Annotated in this window: 14 protein-coding genes and 2 riboswitches; of the genes, 9 read left to right on the top strand and 5 right to left on the bottom strand. The window is 72.5% G+C overall.

All coding sequences use genetic code 11. The features are described 5' to 3' along the window. Positions 1-252 (top strand): electron transfer flavoprotein subunit alpha/FixB family protein (locus ACFWRT_RS35565; RefSeq protein ID WP_380955270.1); only part of this gene is annotated, 252 nt, incomplete at its 5' end. Positions 253-329: 77 nt separating this feature from the next. Here ACFWRT_RS35565 and ACFWRT_RS35560 read toward each other — a convergent pair. From ACFWRT_RS35560 to metE, 3 genes are all read right to left on the bottom strand, one after another. Beyond that, positions 330-1,715 carry a lysine N(6)-hydroxylase/L-ornithine N(5)-oxygenase family protein gene (locus ACFWRT_RS35560; protein WP_380955269.1) on the bottom strand — a complete coding sequence of 462 codons (1,386 nt, stop codon included), beginning with the start codon at positions 1,713-1,715 and terminating at the stop codon, positions 330-332. Positions 1,716-1,764: 49 nt separating this feature from the next. After that, entirely contained in the window at positions 1,765-3,273 is a 1,509-nt protein-coding gene (locus ACFWRT_RS35555) for a pyridoxal phosphate-dependent decarboxylase family protein (protein ID WP_380955267.1), read from the bottom strand. 239 nt (positions 3,274-3,512) lie between these two features. Beyond that, a complete protein-coding gene (gene metE, locus ACFWRT_RS35550) occupies positions 3,513-5,837 on the bottom strand; it encodes a 5-methyltetrahydropteroyltriglutamate--homocysteine S-methyltransferase (RefSeq protein ID WP_380955266.1) in 2,325 nt (774 codons plus the stop codon). Between the two features lie 173 nt (positions 5,838-6,010). Further along, positions 6,011-6,200, bottom strand: a riboswitch (cobalamin riboswitch). Between the two features lie 461 nt (positions 6,201-6,661). Between metE and ACFWRT_RS35545 the strand changes: the two genes are divergently transcribed. Then, positions 6,662-6,859 carry a hypothetical protein gene (locus tag ACFWRT_RS35545; RefSeq protein WP_015612446.1) on the top strand — a complete coding sequence of 66 codons (198 nt, stop codon included), beginning with the start codon at positions 6,662-6,664 and terminating at the stop codon, positions 6,857-6,859. 157 nt (positions 6,860-7,016) lie between these two features. Here the strand turns inward: ACFWRT_RS35545 and cobF are convergent, their stop codons facing one another. Beyond that, positions 7,017-7,835 (bottom strand): precorrin-6A synthase (deacetylating), encoded by an 819-nt coding sequence (gene cobF / locus ACFWRT_RS35540; RefSeq protein ID WP_380955264.1) that lies wholly within the window; start codon positions 7,833-7,835, stop codon positions 7,017-7,019. Between the two features lie 239 nt (positions 7,836-8,074). Then, positions 8,075-8,254: riboswitch (cobalamin riboswitch) on the top strand. A gap of 231 nt (positions 8,255-8,485) precedes the next feature. Between cobF and ACFWRT_RS35535 the strand changes: the two genes are divergently transcribed. Genes ACFWRT_RS35535 through ACFWRT_RS35515 form a run of 5 tightly spaced genes read left to right on the top strand, consistent with a single transcriptional unit; the run spans position 8,486 to position 13,959 of the window. Beyond that, positions 8,486-9,988, top strand: a complete 1,503-nt coding sequence (locus ACFWRT_RS35535; protein WP_380955263.1) for a CoA-acylating methylmalonate-semialdehyde dehydrogenase — start codon at positions 8,486-8,488, stop codon at positions 9,986-9,988. After that, positions 9,985-11,139, top strand: a complete 1,155-nt coding sequence (locus ACFWRT_RS35530; RefSeq protein WP_380955262.1) for an acyl-CoA dehydrogenase family protein — start codon at positions 9,985-9,987, stop codon at positions 11,137-11,139. The genes ACFWRT_RS35535 and ACFWRT_RS35530 overlap by 4 nt, the downstream gene beginning before the upstream one ends. Beyond that, positions 11,136-12,206, top strand: coding sequence for an enoyl-CoA hydratase/isomerase family protein (locus tag ACFWRT_RS35525; RefSeq protein ID WP_380955261.1), 1,071 nt, complete (start codon positions 11,136-11,138; stop codon positions 12,204-12,206). Before ACFWRT_RS35530 ends, ACFWRT_RS35525 begins: the two co-directional genes overlap by 4 nt. Beyond that, a complete protein-coding gene (gene mmsB / locus ACFWRT_RS35520; RefSeq protein ID WP_380955260.1) occupies positions 12,203-13,153 on the top strand; it encodes a 3-hydroxyisobutyrate dehydrogenase in 951 nt (316 codons plus the stop codon). Before ACFWRT_RS35525 ends, mmsB begins: the two co-directional genes overlap by 4 nt. Continuing rightward, positions 13,150-13,959, top strand: coding sequence for an enoyl-CoA hydratase (locus tag ACFWRT_RS35515; protein WP_380955259.1), 810 nt, complete (start codon positions 13,150-13,152; stop codon positions 13,957-13,959). The genes mmsB and ACFWRT_RS35515 overlap by 4 nt, the downstream gene beginning before the upstream one ends. Here the strand turns inward: ACFWRT_RS35515 and ACFWRT_RS35510 are convergent. Continuing rightward, positions 13,946-15,409 carry a short-chain fatty acyl-CoA regulator family protein gene (locus ACFWRT_RS35510; RefSeq protein WP_380955258.1) on the bottom strand — a complete coding sequence of 488 codons (1,464 nt, stop codon included), beginning with the start codon at positions 15,407-15,409 and terminating at the stop codon, positions 13,946-13,948. The genes ACFWRT_RS35515 and ACFWRT_RS35510 overlap by 14 nt on opposite strands. A gap of 215 nt (positions 15,410-15,624) precedes the next feature. Here ACFWRT_RS35510 and ACFWRT_RS35505 point away from each other — a divergent pair, with 215 nt between their 5' ends. Continuing rightward, positions 15,625-17,145 carry an MmgE/PrpD family protein gene (locus ACFWRT_RS35505; RefSeq protein ID WP_380955257.1) on the top strand — a complete coding sequence of 507 codons (1,521 nt, stop codon included), beginning with the start codon at positions 15,625-15,627 and terminating at the stop codon, positions 17,143-17,145. Then, positions 17,145-18,050, top strand: coding sequence for a methylisocitrate lyase (prpB, locus tag ACFWRT_RS35500; protein ID WP_380955255.1), 906 nt, complete (start codon positions 17,145-17,147; stop codon positions 18,048-18,050). The genes ACFWRT_RS35505 and prpB overlap by 1 nt, the downstream gene beginning before the upstream one ends. Positions 18,051-18,081: the final 31 nt, after the last annotated feature.

Genomic DNA, 18,081 nt, shown 5'->3' with positions numbered 1-18,081 from the left:
GACGCGGGCTGGTACCCGCACACCTCCCAGGTCGGCCAGACCGGCAAGTCCGTCTCCCCCCAGCTCTACATCGCCTCCGGTATCTCCGGCGCGATACAGCACCGGGCCGGGATGCAGACGTCGAAGACCATCGTCGCGGTCAACAAGGACGCCGAGGCCCCGATCTTCGACCTCGTCGACTACGGCGTCGTCGGCGACCTCTTCACCGTCGTCCCCCAGCTCACCGAAGAGATCAACACCCGCAAGGGCTGAACAACCCCAGCAGCAACACCACGAGCAACACCCCCCTGGGCCGCACGGTGCACCCCACCGCGCGGCCCAGCGCCGTACTACCGCCGCTCTTCGGCTATGCGGCTCGGTACGCCACCCCGGTCGTCCGCACCGAGTCCGAACGTCGTGAAGGCGGTCCGGTCCGGCAGCGGGTAAGTCTCCTTGCCCGTCAGCGCGTTGATGATGACGGCGGAGCGCCAGGCCGCCAGGCCCAGATCGGGGGCGCCGACCCCGTGCGTATGCCGTTCCGCGTTCTGCACGAAGACCGAGCCGTCGATCTCCGGTGCCAGGACCAGCCGTTGGGCCTCGTCGACCTGCGGGCGCCCGGCGTCGTCGCGGACGATGTACGGGTCCAGGGCGGCGAGCAGCGTATCGACGGGTCGCTCCCGGTACCCGGTGGCGAGGACCACCGCGTCCGTGGTCAGCCTTCCCAGGGCCTCCTGCTGGCCGTGCTCCACGGCCAGTTCGATGCGGCCGCTCCCCGTGACGGTGGCGCCGGTGACCTCGATGCCGGGCGTGAGGGTCACGTCGGGCCAGCCGCCGCCGAGGCTGCGCCGGTACAACTCGTCGTGGATGTCCCCGAGGGTGTCCCCGCTGACCCCCTTGTAGAGCTGCCACTGGCTGGGCAGCAACCGGTCCCGGGTGGCCTGCGGGAGCCCGTGGAAGTAGCGCGTGTAGTCCGGGGTGAACTGCTCCAGGCCGATCTTGCTGTACTCCATGGGCGCGAAGGCCGGGGTACGGGCGAGCCAGGTGAGCCCCTCCGCTCCCTCCGGCCTCAACCGCAGCAGGTCCAGCAGGACTTCGGCGCCCGACTGCCCCGAGCCGACGACCGTGACATGCCGGGCCGCGAGCAGCCGGTCCCGCTGGGCCAGGTAGTCGGCGGAGTGCAGGACGAGGGGTACGGGGTCCGCCTCCAGGGCCCTCAGCGGCTCGGGGACATGGGGCGCCGTACCGACGCCGAGGGCGAGGTTACGGGCGTGGGTGAGCCCGCCCCCGAGGCTCTCGCCGTCCGGGCCGAGCCGGGTGAAGTCGACGGCGAACGCGCTCTGCCCCGCGTCCCAGGCGATGGCATCGACGCGCTGGCCGAAGTGGGTGGAGGGCAGTTCGGTGCTCACCCAGCGCAGGTAGTTGTCGAACTCGGAGCGGTGGATATGGAAGCGCTCGGCGAAGTAGAACGGGAAGAGCCTGCGCCGCGTCTTGAGGTAATTGAGGTAGCACCAAGGGCTGATGGGATCCACCAGGCTCACCAGGTCCGCCAGGAAGGGGACTTGGAGGATCGCTCCCTCGATGAGCAGGCCGGGGTGCCAGTGGAAGGCGGTGCGCTGTTCGTGGAAGGCGCTGCGCAGGCCGGGTACGCCGTCGGCGAGTGCGGCGAGCGAGAGGTTGAAGGGCCCTGCGCCCACCCCCAGCAGATCGAGGGGCGGGGTTCGCGGTCCGGGCGTCATCGGGTTCCTCCCACGGGATGCGTGCGCGTCGGCAACGTCATGGCGAACGTCATGGCGACAGCCTTTCCGCCGCCGGGGCGCCGGTACCGCCGGCGCCGGAACGGCTGTCGCCGTCTCCGCCCGCCGCCGCCCGCTCCGCCGCCTCCGTCACCAGGTCGAGCAGCGGCAGCAGGACGGCGCTCGCGGCGGCGGGGTGCAGCAACGTGGCCTTGAGCCAGAGTCGGCGCCTGCCGTCGCCGTCCTCGGCCACCGCCCGCCCGAGGACGGCCCGGCCGTCCATGAGCAGCGTGCGGCGGACCTCTGCGACGACGGCGTCCCCGGCCTCCGCCTCCAACTCGTCGGCCACCACCGGCCGGAACAGCACGGTGCTGATCCCGATCGCGCCGGGCCGGCGGCGCAGTGCGGGCCGGGCGTCGACGGCCCGGCCGAACTCCTCCGCCGTACGTACGCAGTGCTCGACCAGTTCGCTCAGCCCCCGGCGGCCCAGCGCCCGGAAGGTGACCGCCATCTTCAGCGCGTCGGGGCGCCGGGTCGTACGGACCGAGCGGCCGAGCAGGTCGGGGAGGCCGGCCTCGGTGTCGTCGTCGGCGTTGAGGTAGTCGGTGCGCAGGGAGAGTGGGGCGAGCAGGGCGGTGTCCGCGACGGCGAGCACTCCGGCGGCGACCGGCTGCCAGCCGAGCTTGTGCAGGTCGAGCGTTACGGAGACGGCCTGATCGAGCCCCGCGAGCTGAGGCGCCAGGCGCTCGCTGAACAACAGGGGCCCGCCGTAAGCCGCGTCGACGTGGAGTTCGGCACCGTACCGTTCCGCGATCCGGGCGATCTCGGGGAGCGGGTCGATGCGCCCCTCGTCGGTGGTCCCGGCGGTGGCGACGACCAGGACCGGTCCGCCGCCGAGCCCGTCGAGGGCGCGGTCGAGGGCGGCGGGGTCGATGCGGCCGTCGTGGCACGCGACGACGGCAGGGGCGGGCAGGCCGAGCATCCAGGCGGCCCGGTGCACGCTGTGGTGCGCGTTGGCACCGGTCACCACGCGCAGGGGCGCGGACGCCGCCCGTTCGCGGGCGAGGAGCAGGGCGACCAGGTTGGACTCGGTGCCGCCGCTGGTGATGAGGGCGTTGGGTGCGGGGGCTTCCGGGTGGACGAGCCGGGCCAGGGCGGCGGTGGTCAGCTCCTCGATGACCCCGGCGGCGGGCGCCTGGTCCCAGGAGTCCATCGACGGGTTGAGCGCCGCCCCCGCCAGCTCCGCCGCGGCCGCCACGGCCAGCGGCGGGCAGTGCAGATGGGCGACGCACGCGGGGTCGGCCGGATCGGCGGCCCCCTCGGCGACCGCCCGTACCAGATCCGCGAGCGCGGCCTCGGACCCGACGCCCTCCTCGGGCAGCACCGGTGCGGCCAGGGCGGCGGTCCGCCGGGCCACGGCGTCCGGGCCGCCGGCGGGCAGCGGTCCGCCCCGGGCCCGGGCGGCGGTCTCCAGGGTGTCCAGGACCACGGTGGTCAGGGCGCGCAGGTGACCGGGTCCGTCGACGCCGCCCGCGAGAGCGGCTCCCGTACCGGCGCTCACGCCGCACGTCGCAAAGGGAGTTCGGCGGACAGCAGGCCCTGAGCACGCTCCATGGCGAAGCCCTTCGATCGGAGTGCAAGATCCACAACCGGGATTCGCTGGTTAGGCTAACCTAACTCTCCCGTTGGGGAAGAACGCACTCCGGCCGACCGGGCATCCGAACCGACCTGCTCCCGCACAGAGTCGGGGTCACGCGCCCGGTACGGGAGCGGCGGTGGCCGCTCCCGTACCGGGTCGGATCACGCCGCTTCGGTGGGCAGCTCCGCGCGGATCTCCCGCGCGGCGGCGACCAGGTTCTCCAGGGAGGTCCGGGTCTCGGGCCACCCCCGGGTCTTCAGGCCGCAGTCGGGGTTCACCCACAGCCGCTCGGCCGGGATGGCCTCAAGTCCCTTGCGCAGCAGGGCCGCTGCCTCTTCCGTGCTCGGGATGCGCGGGGAGTGGATGTCGTAGACGCCGGGTCCGGCCTCACGCGGGTAGCCGTGGGCGGCCAGTTCGCGGGCGACCTGCATGTGGGAGCGGGCCGCCTCCAGGCTGATGACGTCGGCGTCGAGGTCGTCGATGGCCTGGACGATGTCGCCGAACTCCGCGTAGCACATGTGGGTGTGGATCTGGGTGTCCGGCCGCACCCCGGAGGTGGCGAGGCGGAAGGACTCCGTCGCCCACTGAAGGTACGCGGCGTGCTCGTCGGCCCGCAGCGGCAGCGTCTCGCGCAGGGCGGGCTCGTCGACCTGGATCACCGAAGTGCCGTTCGCCTCCAGGTCGTTCACCTCGTCGCGCAGGGCGAGCGCCACCTGGCGGGCGGTCTCGCCGAGCGGCTGGTCGTCGCGGACGAAGGACCAGGCGAGCATGGTGACCGGGCCGGTGAGCATGCCCTTGACGGGGCGCTCGGTCAGCGACTGCGCGTACGCCGTCCAGCGCACGGTCATCGGCTCGGGGCGCGAGATGTCCCCGGCGAGGACCGGCGGGCGGACGTAGCGGGTGCCGTACGACTGGACCCAGCCGTGCTGCGTGGCGAGGTAGCCGGTGAGCTGCTCGGCGAAGTACTGGACCATGTCGTTGCGTTCGGGCTCGCCGTGGACCAGGACGTCGATCCCGGCCTTCTCCTGGAAGGAGAGGACCTCACGGATCTCGTCCTTGATCCGCTCCTCGTACCCGGCCTCGTCGATCCGGCCCGCGCGCAGGTCGGCGCGCGCGGTGCGGAGTTCGGTGGTCTGCGGGAACGAGCCGATCGTGGTGGTCGGCAGGAGCGGCAGCCCGAGGTGGGCGCGCTGGGCGAGGGTCCGCTCGGCGTACGGCTGGGAGCGGCGGCCGTCGGCGTCGGTGATGGCAGCCGTACGGGCCCGGACGGCCGGGTCGCGGGTGATGACGGCGTCGGTGCGGGAGGCCAGGTCGGCCCGGTTGGCGGCGAGTTCGGCGGCGATGGCCTCGGTGCCGGAGGCCAGGCCGCGCGCCAGGATGACGATCTCCTGGGTCTTCTGCTGGGCGAAGGCCAGCCAGCGGGCGACCTGCGGGTCGATGTCGTGTTCGGCCGTGGCGTCCAGCGGGACGTGCAGGAGGGAGCTGGAAGCGGAGACGTCGACGTGATCCGCGAGGCCGAGGAGCGTGCCGAGGGTGGCGAGCGACTTCTCGTAGTCGTTGATCCAGATGTTGCGGCCGTTGACGACGCCCGCGACGAGGCGCTTGCCGGGCAGTCCGCCGGCCGCCGCGAGGTCGGCGAGGTTCGCGGCGCCGGACTCGGTGAAGTCCAGCGCGAGCCCCTCCACCGGGGACTTGGCGAGCACCGGCAGGGCCTCGCCGAGCCGGCCGAAGTAGGAGGCGACGAGCAGCTTGGACCGGTCCGCGAGACCGCCGAGTTCGCGGTAGGCGCGGGCGGCGGCGTTCAGCTCGGCCGGGGTGCGGTCCTGGACGAGCGCGGGCTCATCCAGCTGCACCCACTCGGCGCCCGCCGCCCGCAGGTCCGCGAGGACTTCGGCGTACACGGGCAGGAGCCGGTCCAGCAGGGTCAGCGGTTCGAAGTCGGCGGCGACCCCGGGGGCCGCCTTGGCGAGCAGGAGGTAGGTGACGGGCCCGACGAGGACCGGGCGCGGGGTGTGGCCCAGCGCCAGGGCCTCCTTCAGCTCGGCGACCTGCTTGGCGGAGTCGGCGGTGAACACCGTGTCCGGGCCCAACTCGGGCACCAGGTAGTGGTAGTTGGTGTCGAACCACTTGGTCATTTCGAGCGGGGCCACGTCCCGTGTGCCGCGGGCCATGGCGAAGTAGCCGTCGAGGGCGTCGGCTCGGACCGCCTCGCGGTGCCGCTCGGGGACAGCGCCGACCATGACACTGGTGTCCAGGACGTGGTCGTAGTACGAGAAATCACCGGTCGGCACCTCGTGGACTCCGGCCTCGGCGAGCTGCTGCCAGGTTCCCCTGCGCAGTTCGGCGGCGGTCCGCCGGAGGGTGTCCGCGTCGACGCGGCCCTTCCAGTAGCCCTCGATGGCCTTCTTCAGTTCACGGTTCTGACCCTGGCGGGGGTAGCCGTACACGGTGGCCCGTGCTGCCGCGGCTGCGGGCTTCGCTGTCACGTGACTCTCCTTCGCGAGCATGTCTCCAGCTGATCCCGGGACGGGACGCGGACGCGAAGGGGTGACGGAATCAGGCGGAACGCGACACGCTGACCGTGTCCGTCCACCCGACGGTTACGCCGACCCGCCCACGAGGTCACCGGGAACTCCGCACGCGAACGGTCGCGTGCGGGCAGCGGGCAGGTCTTCGGACTCGCGGGCACGCCTGCCGGGGCAGACACCTACTGGCCGTCGCTTCCCAGACCCGGCCGGGCCCAGTGCGTATGACGGCGGTCGTTCCCACTCACCGCTGCGGGGCAGTCCCGGATTCCCACCGGGTTCCCTCTTACGACACCCTGCCTGGCGGACAGGGCGAACCAGCTGCACCGGCCACCCTAAGCGGACGACCGCCGGGCGCACACCGTTGTTCACACTTCGGACCGTGATGTGAGACACGGCATCCGGGCGCGTTCCGAACTGTGGTGGAACATCCCCCGAACGGGTGACAGAGGGCAGCGGAACGGCCCTCGCACCAATCCGACCCGGCAGGTGGCGCCGAATAGTCGGCACAGGGGCGCGGAGCGGGCGCTCCTGCATCACTGTCCGGGACCGGATCCGGCATCCTGGCACGATCCGGTCCCGGGCAGGCCATGACCGCCGGCCTTCCTCACCTTGTTCCGCCTTTCGCCGCCGGTTCGCTGACTTCCGGTCAGGTCGTGGTGGCACGGTGACGCAGATGTAACCAAATGGCGTAGGCGAGCCGGAACCACTGAGCGTCACAGGCCGTTCTTCTTGCCAATACACGGCCGCCGACCCGCGGCGGCGACGAGTGAGGGAAGCGCCATATGAAGAAGACAGTCGGGTGGGCCCAGGACGGCGACGACTGGACGATCACCGTGAACGGCACGCTGTACCGGGCCGTCGAGCGGCCCGCCGACGGACGCGTGCACGACTATCTGGTGCGCGGGAACGACCTGACTGCCGAGTGCCCGAGCCTCGGCCATGGGCTCGGAGTGATCCGGGCGCACGAGTCCCGGAGCTGACCTCCGGCCGGTCCGACGACGAGGTGCGGCGGCCGCCCGCGCCTCGACGCGACCCGCCGCCCTTCGTCACGTCAGCCGCCACCCTGCGTCACGTAGCCCGCTCACCTGTCCGGGCCCCGTCCACCTGTCCGGGCTCCCGCTCGCGGGCCGGGGCCCGTCACCTGCCGGTGCCGCGCGTGCCCGCCGTGGGGTCGTCGCCTTCCGGCAGGTGGCGCAGCAGATACGTGTCCATGATCCAGCCGTGCCGTTCGCGGGCCTCGGCGCGCACCCGGCTGATCCGCTCGGCGACCTCGTCGAGCGGTCCGGAGACCAGGAGCTCGTCCGGGGTGCCGATGTAGGCGCCCCAGTAGATCCACAGCCCCCTGCCCGTCAGATGGGTGAAGCTCTCGTGGCCGTCGAGCATCACCACGATGTCGCCGTCGTCGTCCGGGAACCCCTCGGCGAGCCGCCGCCCGGGGGTGATGTGGATGGGGCGGCCGACCTGGTTCAGGGAGGTGCGGTGGCGGGCGGCGAGCGCGGAGACGCTGCTGATCCCGGGGATCACCTCATGGCCGAATTCCACCGTTCCCCGGTCCCGGATGTCTTCCAGGATCGCCAGGGTGCTGTCGTACAGGGACGGGTCGCCCCACACCAGGAACGCGACGGTCTCCCCCGGTGCCAGCTCCTCGATGATCAGGCGCTCGCAGATGTCGGCGCGGCGGTGGCGCCAGTCGTGCACCGCCGTGGTGTAGCGCCCCCGGTCGTCCTGGGTACGGTCCCGCCAGGGGTCCTCGGCCTCCACGACCCGGTAGGGGCCGGTGAGGTGCTCGGCCAGGATGTTCCGCCGCAGCCGGGTCAGGGACTCCTTCTCCCGGCCCTTGCCGAGCACGAAGAAGACCTGCGCCCTGCGCATGGCCTTCACCGCGGCGAGGGTCAGGTGGTCGGGGTCGCCGGCGCCCATGCCGATGACGAGGATGTGCCGTGGTGCGTCGCTCATGTCGGCCGATCATGCCAGGAGCGGGGCGCGCGATCGCGCCGGGCCGGGGAGGAGGCCGGGCGAGGCGGAGGCGGGCCGGGCGAGGCGGAGGCGGGCCGGGCGAGGCGACGGGGGAAGCCGGGGCGAGACGGGGGAGGGAAGCCGGGGCGAGGCGGCGGGAAGCCGGGGCGAGGCGGGGTGGACTTACTAGGACGTCCAACTATATGTTCGTGAGCAGCGGGGTGACCGGCGTGCAGCCGGGCACCCTCAAGGCCCGTGGTGTCAGGGAAGCCGGTGCGATTCCGGCGCGGTCCCGCCACTGTGACCGGGGAGTTTCGTCCTCGCAGGACACGCCACTGACGGTGCAGAAGCCGTCGGGAAGGCATGAGGGCGCGCGCTGATCCGGGAGTCAGGATACCGGCCACGGGATTGTTCCGTGTTTCCACGAGGATGGAGCAGACACGCATGGCACCGGTCCGCACCCACGGCCCCGCAGGCCCGTCCCGGCGAGCGGTTCTCCCCGCCCCCTGACGGCTCCCGCCCTTCGCGTCCCCCCTGACGGCGAGCCCTGTCACGCCCCGCGCGCACCCGACCGGTGCGCCGTGGGTGGTGGGGCCCGTGCGCCATCCCCGGATCTCTCCTGACGATCTCACCGACGAGAGCAGGTTTCCATGGTCCGCGAACTCACCCATTTCATCGGCGGCAAGCACACGCCCGGCACCTCGGGCACGTACGGCGATGTGTACGACCCCAACACCGGCCGGGTCCAGGCCCGGGTGCCGCTGGCCGGCCGGTCCGAGACCGAGGCGGCCATCGCCGACGCGGCGCAGGCGCAGGTCGAGTGGGGCGAGTGGAACCCGCAGCGCCGGGCCCGCGTCCTGCTCCGCTTCCTCCAGCTCGTGGAGAAGGAGAAGGACTCCCTGGCCCGGCTGCTCTCCTCCGAGCACGGTAAGACCGTGGCCGACGCGCACGGCGACCTCGCGCGCGGCCTGGACGTGGTGGAGTTCGCCGCCGGGGTGCCGCACCTGCTGAAGGGCGAGTTCAGCGACAACGCGGGCGCCGGGATCGACGTCCACTCGCTGCGCCGGCCGCTCGGCGTGGTGGCGGGCATCACCCCGTTCAACTTCCCCGCGATGATCCCGCTCTGGAAGGCCGCACCCGCCCTGGCCTGCGGAAACGCCTTCATCCTCAAGCCATCCGAGCGGGACCCGTCGGTGCCGCTGCGGCTCGCCGAACTCTTCCTGGAGGCCGGTCTTCCGCCCGGGGTCCTCAACGTCGTCAACGGCGGCAAGGAGGCCGTGGACACCCTGCTGGAGGACCCGCGCGTCAAGGCGCTCGGCTTCGTCGGCTCGACGCCGATCGCCGCGCACATCTACGCGACGGCCGCCGCCCACGGCAAGCGGGCGCAGTGTTTCGGCGGGGCGAAGAACCACATGATCGTGATGCCGGACGCCGACCTGGACCAGGCGGTGGACGCGCTGATCGGCGCCGGTTACGGCTCGGCGGGCGAGCGGTGCATGGCGATCTCGGTGGCCGTGCCGGTCGGTGAGGAGACCGCCGACGCCCTGGTGGCCAGGCTCACCGAGCGGATCGCCGAGCTGCGGATCGGCCGCTCGGACGACCCGGACGCCGACTTCGGGCCGCTGGTGGGCCGCGACGCGGTGGACCGGGTACGCGGCTATGTCGACCTCGGTGTGGAGGAAGGCGCCGAACTGGTCGTGGACGGACGGGACTTCACCCTGGAGGGCCACGAGGACGGGTTCTTCGCGGGTGCCTCGCTCTTCGACCGGGTCACCCCGGACATGCGGATCTACCAGGAGGAGATCTTCGGCCCGGTGGTCTCCGTGGTGCGTGCGGCGGACTACGAGGAGGCGCTGCGGCTGCCTTCGGAGCACCCGTACGGCAACGGCGTCGCCCTCTTCACCCGGGACGGCGACATCGCCCGCGACTTCACCCGCCGGGTCGACACGGGCATGGTCGGCGTCAACGTGCCGATCCCCGTGCCGGTGGCCTACCACACGTTCGGCGGCTGGAAGCGATCCGGCTTCGGGGACCTGAACCAGCACGGTCCTGACGCCATCCGCTTCTACACCCGTACCAAGACCGTCACTTCGCGCTGGCCCGCCTCCGGGATCCGGGACGGCGCGAGCTTCACGATTCCGACCATGGGATGACTGCCGTGACCACCCTGCTCAGCGACGACCAGCTCGCGGTCGTCGAGACCACACTCGACTTCGCCCAGGAACACCTGGCCCCGCACGCCGTGGCCTGGGACCAGGACAAGCACTTCCCCGTCGACGTCCTGCGGAAGGCGGCGGGGCTCGGCCTCGGAGGTGTGTACGTACGGGAGGACCTGGGCGGCTCCGGGCTGTCCCGCTCCGACGGGGTCCTCGTCTTCGAGGCCCTGGCCACCGGCTGCCCGTCGGTGGCGGGCTACCTCTCGATCCACAACATGGTCGCCTGGATGGTCGACCATTACGGCACCGAGGTCCAGCGCGGCCGGTATCTCCCGGAGCTCTGCACCATGGAGCAACTGGGCAGTTACTGCCTGACCGAGCCGGGCGCGGGCTCCGACGCGGCCGCGCTGCGCACCCGTGCGGTGCGCGACGGCGACCACTACGTGCTCACGGGGACCAAGCAGTTCATCTCCGGGGCGGGTGCCACGCACCTCTACATCGTGCTGGCCCGCACCGGCGAGGACGGGCCCGGCGGGATCTCCGCGTTCCTCGTCGAACGGGACGACGCGGGGCTCTCGTTCGGGGCCAACGAGAGGAAGATGGGGTGGAACGCGCAGCCCACCCGGCAGGTGATGCTGGACGGGGTGCGCATCCCGGCGGACCGGCTGCTCGGCGCCGAGGGCGAGGGCTTCCGCATCGCGATGAACGGCCTCAACGGCGGCCGGCTCGGCATCGCCGCCTGCTCGCTGGGCGGTGCGCAGAGCGCGCTGGACCGCTCGCTGGCCCACCTCGCGGACCGGGAGGCGTTCGGCGGGCCGTTGCTGAACGCGCAGGCGCTCCAGTTCCGGCTGGCCGACATGGCGACCGAACTCGCCGCCGCCCGAGCACTGGTGCGGCAGGCCGCCGAGGCGCTGGACCGGAAGGTGGGCGGGGCACCGGAGTTGTGCGCGATGGCCAAGCGCTTCGCCACCGACACCGGCTACTCCGTGGCGGACCGGGCGCTCCAACTCCACGGCGGCTACGGCTATCTGGCCGAGTACGGCATCGAGAAGATCGTGCGGGACCTGCGGGTCCACCAGATCCTGGAAGGGACCAACGAGATCATGCGCGTCATGGTGGCCAGGAGCCTGACGGGAGCCCTGCGATGACCGAGGAGCAGCTCGTACGGGTGCACACCGAAGGGCGTACGGGGGTGGTGACCCTCAACCGGCCGAAGGCGCTCAACGCGCTCACCCACGCGATGGTGGAGACCGTCGCGGCGGCCCTGGACCGGTGGGAGCACGACCCGGAGGTGGCAGCCGTCGTCATCACCGGGGCCGGGGAGCGCGGCCTGTGCGCGGGCGGCGACATCCGGTCCATCTACGAGGACGCGCGCGTCGGCGGCAAGGCGTCGGCAGCCTTCTGGCGCGACGAGTACCGGCTGAACGCCCGTATCGCCCGCTATCCGAAGCCGTACGTGGCGGTGATGGACGGCATCGTGATGGGCGGCGGGGTCGGGATCTCGGCGCACGGCAGCGTCCGGATCGTCACCGAGCGGTCCAAGGTCGCGATGCCGGAGACCGGGATCGGCTTCGTGCCGGACGTCGGCGGCACCTATCTGCTGGCGCTGGCCCCCGGCGAGCTGGGCACCCATCTCGCCCTGACGGGTGCGGTGGTGGGGGCCCGGGACGCGCTGCTGTGCGGGCTGGCCGACCACTTCGTACCGGTGGACGGTCTGCCCGCGTTCCTGGCCGAGCTGCGGACGGACGCGCCCGCCGAGGTGCTGCACCGCCACGTCCGGGACGCTCCTCCCGGCACCCTGGAGGCCCATCGCTCCTGGATCGACCCCTGTTACGCCGCCGACACGGTCGAGGAGATCGTGGCGCGGCTGCTCGCGTCGGACGCCCCGGCGGCCGGTGAGGCGGCGGCCTCGATCCTCGGCCGGTCCCCGACCGCGCTGAAGGTCACCCTCGCCGCGCTGCGCCGGGCGCGCGAACTCGGGCCGCTGGAAAGGGTGCTGGAGCAGGAGTACCGCGTCTCGTACGCGGCCCTGACCTCCCCCGACCTGGTGGAGGGCATCCGCGCCCAGGTGATCGACAAGGACCGGACGCCTCGTTGGTCGCCCGGCACGCTCGTGGAGGTCTCGGGCACGGACGTGGCCCGGTACTTCGCTCCGACCGGGGACGAGGAACTCTGCCTCGCCGTGGACGACTCACCGCAGGAGGTGCCCTGGTGACCACGACTGTCGCCTTCATCGGCCTCGGCCACATGGGCGGCCCGATGGCCGCCAACCTCGTCCGCGCCGGGCACCGGGTGCTCGGCCACGATCTCGTCGAGTCCTCTCTGGCGGCCGCCGTGGAGAGCGGGGTCGAGCGGGCGAAGTCCGCCGCCGACGCGGCCTCGGTGGCCGATGTGGTGATCACCATGCTGCCCGCCGGACGCCATGTCCTCTCCCTGTACGGGCCGGAGGGGCTGCTCGAAGCCGCCCGTCCCGGCACCCTGTTCGTCGACTGCTCGACCATCGACGTGGCCGACTCCCGCGCCGCGCACGCGGCAGCGGCGGCGACCGGTCACCGCTCGCTGGACGCCCCGGTCTCCGGCGGGGTGGTGGGGGCCGAGGCGGGCACGCTCACCTTCATGGCCGGGGGTGAGGAAGCCGCTTTCGCGGAGGCCGAGCCGCTGCTGGCCGTGATGGGCAGGAAGGCGGTGCACTGCGGCGGGGCCGGAGCCGGGCAGGCGGCGAAGATCTGCAACAACATGATCCTCGGCGTGTCGATGATCGCCGTCAGCGAGGCGTTCGTCCTCGCGGAGAGCCTGGGCCTCTCGGACCAGGCGCTGTACGACGTGGCGTCGGCGGCCTCCGGCCAGTGCTGGGCGCTCACCGTCAACTGCCCGGTCCCCGGCCCGGTCCCGACCAGCCCGGCCAACCGCGACTACCGCCCCGGGTTCGCCGCGCCGCTGATGGCCAAGGACCTGGGGCTCGCCGCCAACGCCCTGCGCGCGGGCGGCATCGACGCCGAACTCGGTCTGCGAGCGGCCGAGTTGTACGCCCGGTTCGCCGAAGGGGCGGGGGCGGAGCAGGACTTCTCCGGGATCGTCCGGGCCATCCGGGCCGCTTCGGCGGCCACCACCGATGCCGCATCGACGGCCACCGCTGACACAGAGAAGGGCACCACCGCGTGAGCGAGTACCGTGAGAGCGCCTCCGTCCCGGGCCCGTACGGGACCATCCTGGTCGAGCGCCGGGAACGTACCGCCCTGCTCACCCTGAACCGCCCCAAGGCGCTCAACGCGCTCAGCCTGGACGTCATGCGCGAGACGGTCGAGGCGACCGAGGCCCTGGACCGGGACCCGGACGTCGGCTGCATCGTCATCACCGGCAGCGGGAGCAAGGCGTTCGCGGCCGGGGCGGACATCAAGGAGATGCAGCCGCAGAGCTACATGGACATGTACCTCAGCGACTGGTTCGCCGCCTGGGACCGGCTCGGCCAGCTCCGGACGCCGACGATCGCCGCCGTACGGGGCTACGCCCTGGGCGGGGGCTGCGAGTTGGCCATGCTCTGCGACCTGGTCATCGCCTCGGACACCGCCGTCTTCGGGCAGCCGGAGATCCGGCTCGGGGTGATCCCCGGCATCGGCGGCTCCCAGCGGCTGACCCGCGCGGTCGGCAAGGCCAAGGCGATGGACCTCTGCCTCACCGGCCGGAACATGGACGCGGAGGAGGCGGAGCGGGCCGGTCTGGTGTCCAGGATCGTCCAGGACGCGGATCTGCTGACCGAGGCGCTGGCCGTCGCGGACACGGTCTGCGGCATGTCGGCGCCCGTCGCGATGATGGCGAAGGAGGCGGTGAACCGGGCCTTCGAGACCACCCTCGCCGAGGGCGTCCGCTTCGAACGCCGCCTGTTCCACGCGGTGTTCGCGACCGCCGACCAGAAGGAGGGCATGAAGGCGTTCACCGAGAAGCGGGCCGCGGAGTTCACCCACCGCTGACCCCCGAAGGCGGTGCGGACCGGCCGTCGGCGACCACCGGGTACGGCACATGGGTGCGCCGGTCGGGGTCGACGTCCAGCCGGCCCCCGGCCGGGGGCCGGGCCCGCTGGGCGCAGTCCTGCCGTTCGCAGATCCGGCAGCCGAGCCCGATGGGGGTGACCGACCGGGGGTCGTCCAGGGCCAGGCCCTCGGCGTACACCAGGCGGTGGGCGTGGCGCAGCTCGCAGCCGAGCGCCACGGCGAAGTCGGCCCGGGGCGCGCGGTGCCCGAATCCGCCGCGCGTCACGGTCCGGGCCACCCAGAAGTACCTTTTGCCGTCCGGCATTTCGGCGACCTGGGTGAGGATGCGGCCGGGCGCGGAGAACGCCTCGTACACCGTCCAGAGCGGGCAGGTGCCGCCGAGCCGGGAGAAGTGGAAGTCGCTGGCGGACTGCCGCTTGGAGATGTTGCCCGCCCGGTCGACGCGCAGGAACGAGAACGGCACGCCCCGGTCGCCGGTCCGCTGGAGGGTGGAGAGCCGGTGGCAGACGGTCTCGAAGCCGACGCCGAAGCGGGCCTGGAGCAGCTCGATGTCGTACCGCAACTCCTCGGCGGCCCGGTGGAACGCGGTGTACGGCATGAGCAGGGCACCGGCGAAGTAGTTGGCGAGGCCGATCCTGGCAAGTCCGGCGGCCTGCTCGGAGGCGAGTCCGCCGCCGGCGACCAGGGTGTCGAGCAGCGATCCGTGCTCCAGCAGGGCGAGTTGGGTGGCGAGCTGGAAAGCGCGCTGGGCCTCGCTGAGCCAGGGCGAGAGCAGCAGGAGGCCGCTGCCGGGGTCGAACCTTCGCGCGTCGGCGGCCCGTTCGGGGTCGGCCACGACGACGGTGATGCCGTGGCCGGTGGCGAGGCGTTCTTTCAGGGCGTCGGCGGTGCGGCCCGCCGAGCCCGTGCCGAGGTCGGTCGCCGCGCGTTCGGCGAGGGCGTCGAGGGCGCCGAAGTGGTTGTGGTGGGCGTAGAAGAAGTCCCGTACCTCGTCGTGCGGTTCGGCGGTCAGCAGGGCCTCGCCGTCCTGCGGCGGGGCGAGGGCGACGACGCGTTCGGCGGCGTCCCGGTAGCGGTGGTGCAGGGCGACCAGCGCGCGGGCCACCTCTGGATGGTCGCGGGCCACCTCCGCGGCCTCCTCCAGCGGCACCTGGGTCCCGCAGGCCTCGTCGCCGAGCGCGGCGCGGAGGTCGGTGGCGAGGCGCTCCTCGTCGGCCTCGGAGAAGAACTCCGGGCCGACGCCGAAGACCTCCGCGATCCGCAGCAGCACCGGCGCGGTGAGCGGGCGGTGGCTGTGCTCGATCTGGTTCAGGTAGCTGGTGGAGAGGCCGAGCGCGCGGGCCAGCTCGACCTGGTTCATCCCGCGCTCGCGGCGCAGCCGCCGCAGCTTGGCGTGGGCGTAGATCCTGCGTCCGGACGGCCGTCCCATGGCACGCGGCTCCTCTCACCCGCCCCTGTCCTCCACCCCGGGGCGCTCCGAGGCGCTCCGATGCGTTCTGCGAAAGTAGCATCCGCATCTTTCGCAAGATTCGCAGATTCGCAGCTCAGGGCTGTACGGATTGTGCACAGTGGACCGGTCGCATCGGCGGGCGCGGCGGGGAAAGCTCCTCTCGTAACGCACCACCCGACGTTGCGAGGAGCCCCGTGATCGACCACCACGTCCGCGTCCACCCCAGCGCCGCCCGGCTGCCCCGCGAGGAGCAGCTCGCCTGGAAGCTGGCGGCCGTCGCCACCGGCACCCCGGACGCCTCCGCCCTCGATCCGCAGGCGGCCGCGATGGCCGTCAACCGGGTCGTCGACAACGCTTCCGTCGCCGTGGCGTCCCTGCTGCGCCGGCCGGTCGCGGTCGCCCGGAGCCAGGCCCTGGCGCACCGCGCCGCCCCGGGAGCGGCCGTGTTCGGCGCGGCCCCCGAAGTCAGGGTCTCCCCCGAGTGGGCGGCCTGGGCGAACGGCACGGCCGTACGGGAGCTGGACTTCCACGACACGTTCCTGGCGGCGGATTATTCGCATCCGGGTGACAACATCCCGCCGCTGCTCGCCGTGGCCCAGCACACCGGGCGCACCGGCGCCGAGCTGCTGCGCGGGATCGTCGCCGCGTACGAGATCCATGTGGCGCTGGTGCGGGCCATCTGCCTGCACGAGCACCGCATCGACCATGTGGCCCACCTGAGCGCCGCCACCGCGTGCGGGCTCGGGGCGCTGCTGGGGCTGGACACGGGGACCACGTACCAGGCGGTCCAGCAGGCGGTGCACACGACGACGGCGACCCGGCAGTCCCGCAAGGGCGAGATCTCGAGCTGGAAGGCGTTCGCCCCGGCGTTCGCGGGCAAGGCGGCGATCGAGGCGGTGGACCGGGCGATGCGCGGCGAGGGGTCGCCGTCGCCGGTGTACGAGGGTGAGGACGGGTTCCTCGCCCGGATGCTGGACGGGCCTGACGCGGCGTACACGGTGGGGCTGCCGGAGCCGGGCGAGGCGCGGCGGGCGATCCTGGACACGTACACGAAAGAGCACTCCGCCGAGTACCAGGCGCAGGCGGTCATCGACCTGGCGCGGCGGCTGCGGGAGCGGACGGGCCCGACGGAGAAGATCCGCTCGATCGTCCTGCACACGAGCCACCACACGCACCAGGTGATCGGTTCCGGTTCGGGTGACCCGCAGAAGTACGACCCGACGGCGAGCCGCGAGACGCTGGACCACTCGGTGCCGTACATCTTCGCGGTGGCGCTGGAGGACGGGGCCTGGCACCACGAGCGGTCCTACGCCCCGGAGCGGGCGCAGCGGCCGGGCACGGTCGAGCTGTGGCAGCGGATCTCCACGGTGGAGGACCCGGAGTGGACCCGCCGCTACCACGACCCGGACCCGGAGCGGCGGGCCTTCGGCGGGCGGGCGGTGGTCACCCTGGTGGACGGCACGGTGATCGAGGACGAGCTGGCGGTGGCCGACGCGCACCCGGCGGGGGCGCGGCCGTTCGACCGTGCGGAGTACGTGGCGAAGTTCCGTACGCTCGCGGAGGGCATCGTCGCCGCCGGGGACCAGGACCGCTTCCTGGCGGCGGCCGAGGGGCTCGCGGAGCTGTCGGCGGACGGGCTCGACGCGCTGTTCCCGGCCGTGGACACGGCGGCGGTCGCCGCCTTCGACGCGGGGCTGCCGAAGGGGCTGTTCTGATGCTGCACACGCGTACGACACCGGCCGAGCGCCGCCGCTCGTTCCGCGAACAACTCGCCTCCGGGCGGCTGGTGCGGATGCCGGGCGCGGTCAACCCGTACTCGGCACGGCTGATCCAGGAGGCCGGGTTCGAGGCGGTGTATCTGTCCGGGGCGGTCCTCGCCGCCGAACTGGCCCTCCCCGACATCGGGTTGACGTCCTCCACCGAGATCGCGGCGCGGGCGCAGCAGATCGCCCGGGTCACGGATCTCCCCGCCCTGATCGACGCGGACACCGGGTTCGGTGAGCCCATGAACGCGGCGCGTACGGTCCAGTTGATGGAGGACGCGGGGTTGGCCGGACTGCATCTGGAGGACCAGGTCAACCCCAAGCGGTGCGGCCATCTGGACGGCAAGACGCTCGTGGGGCCCGAGGAGATGGTCCGTAAAGTACGGGCCGCCGTCGACGCCCGCCGCGATCCGGACTTCCTGCTCATGGCCCGTACGGACGCCCGTGGACCCGAAGGGCTCACGGCGGCCATCGACCGCGCGAAGGCGTACGTGGACGCGGGCGCCGATGCCGTATTCCCTGAAGCGCTCGCGGACGAGGGCGAGTTCGAGGCATTCCGGGCCGCCGTCGACGTACCTCTGCTGGCGAACATGACGGAGTTCGGCAAGGGCCCGCTGCTCGACGTGGCGACGCTGGAGAACCTCGGCTACAACATCGCCCTCTACCCCGTCACCCTCTTCCGCCTCGCGATGGGCGCGGTGGAGGACGGGCTGGCGGCCCTGGCCGCCGACGGCACCCAACAGGCTCTGCTCGCACGGATGCAGACGCGTTCGCGGCTGTACGAGGTGCTCGGTTACGAGGAGTACGGCGCGTTCGACTCGGCGGTCCTCGACTTCACGCTGCCGCCGGGCGCCTGACCACCAAGCCCCTCATCCACGTACGCCCGGA

This window comes from Streptomyces cyaneofuscatus (assembly GCF_042718795.1).
Classification (GTDB): domain Bacteria; phylum Actinomycetota; class Actinomycetes; order Streptomycetales; family Streptomycetaceae; genus Streptomyces; species Streptomyces cyaneofuscatus_A.
This window is presented reverse-complemented; position numbering and strand designations above follow the sequence as displayed.